The organism is Massilia sp. NBRC 108631, from assembly GCF_059704565.1.
The window spans coordinates 1-1,832 of record NZ_BAAKJE010000136.1; the positions used below are offsets into that span (position 1 = coordinate 1).

General features: G+C 51.7%; 1 rRNA gene. It reads left to right on the forward strand.

From position 1 onward, the window contains the following. Positions 1–250: 250 nt before the first annotated feature. Positions 251–1,781 (forward strand): 16S ribosomal RNA (locus tag AC6H42_RS15160). Positions 1,782–1,832 lie beyond the last annotated feature (51 nt).

Below are 1,832 nucleotides of genomic sequence, written 5' to 3' on the forward strand. Positions count from 1 at the left end.
CTCGCCTCTCTGCTGCTGAACAAAACGCTTCAGCAAGTAACGCAGAATTCTTTAAAAATTAACAGTCGATAAGTGTGGGCGTTTGATGATGATGCCGGAGGCGCAAGCCTCTTAGCTCAAATTATTAAACGCTCAACAAAAGAAATAAACGTGACCTCGCAAGAGGAATCGTCAGTTATTTTGAAGAGCGATTTCATGCCAGTGGCATGAAATCGACACAAGATCTGAAAAGATTTTGAAAACAGAGATTGAACTGAAGAGTTTGATCCTGGCTCAGATTGAACGCTGGCGGCATGCTTTACACATGCAAGTCGAACGGTAACAGGGAGCTTGCTCCGCTGACGAGTGGCGAACGGGTGAGTAATATATCGGAACGTACCCAAGAGTGGGGGATAACGTAGCGAAAGTTACGCTAATACCGCATACGATCTAAGGATGAAAGCAGGGGACCGCAAGGCCTTGTGCTCCTGGAGCGGCCGATATCTGATTAGCTAGTTGGTAGGGTAAAGGCCTACCAAGGCATCGATCAGTAGCTGGTCTGAGAGGACGACCAGCCACACTGGAACTGAGACACGGTCCAGACTCCTACGGGAGGCAGCAGTGGGGAATTTTGGACAATGGGCGCAAGCCTGATCCAGCAATGCCGCGTGAGTGAAGAAGGCCTTCGGGTTGTAAAGCTCTTTTGTCAGGGAAGAAACGGGTGCGGCTAATATCTGCATCTAATGACGGTACCTGAAGAATAAGCACCGGCTAACTACGTGCCAGCAGCCGCGGTAATACGTAGGGTGCAAGCGTTAATCGGAATTACTGGGCGTAAAGCGTGCGCAGGCGGTTTTGTAAGTCTGTCGTGAAATCCCCGGGCTCAACCTGGGAATGGCGATGGAGACTGCAAGGCTAGAATCTGGCAGAGGGGGGTAGAATTCCACGTGTAGCAGTGAAATGCGTAGAGATGTGGAGGAACACCGATGGCGAAGGCAGCCCCCTGGGTCAAGATTGACGCTCATGCACGAAAGCGTGGGGAGCAAACAGGATTAGATACCCTGGTAGTCCACGCCCTAAACGATGTCTACTAGTTGTCGGGTCTTAATTGACTTGGTAACGCAGCTAACGCGTGAAGTAGACCGCCTGGGGAGTACGGTCGCAAGATTAAAACTCAAAGGAATTGACGGGGACCCGCACAAGCGGTGGATGATGTGGATTAATTCGATGCAACGCGAAAAACCTTACCTACCCTTGACATGGCAGGAATCCTTGAGAGATCAGGGAGTGCTCGAAAGAGAACCTGCACACAGGTGCTGCATGGCTGTCGTCAGCTCGTGTCGTGAGATGTTGGGTTAAGTCCCGCAACGAGCGCAACCCTTGTCATTAGTTGCTACGAAAGGGCACTCTAATGAGACTGCCGGTGACAAACCGGAGGAAGGTGGGGATGACGTCAAGTCCTCATGGCCCTTATGGGTAGGGCTTCACACGTCATACAATGGTACATACAGAGGGCCGCCAACCCGCGAGGGGGAGCTAATCCCAGAAAGTGTATCGTAGTCCGGATTGTAGTCTGCAACTCGACTGCATGAAGTTGGAATCGCTAGTAATCGCGGATCAGCATGTCGCGGTGAATACGTTCCCGGGTCTTGTACACACCGCCCGTCACACCATGGGAGCGGGTTTTACCAGAAGTAGGTAGCTTAACCGCAAGGAGGGCGCTTACCACGGTAGGATTCGTGACTGGGGTGAAGTCGTAACAAGGTAGCCGTATCGGAAGGTGCGGCTGGATCACCTCCTTTCTAGAGTATGGCGCCACGCCAAACGCTCACACTTATCGGCTGTTGAAGATT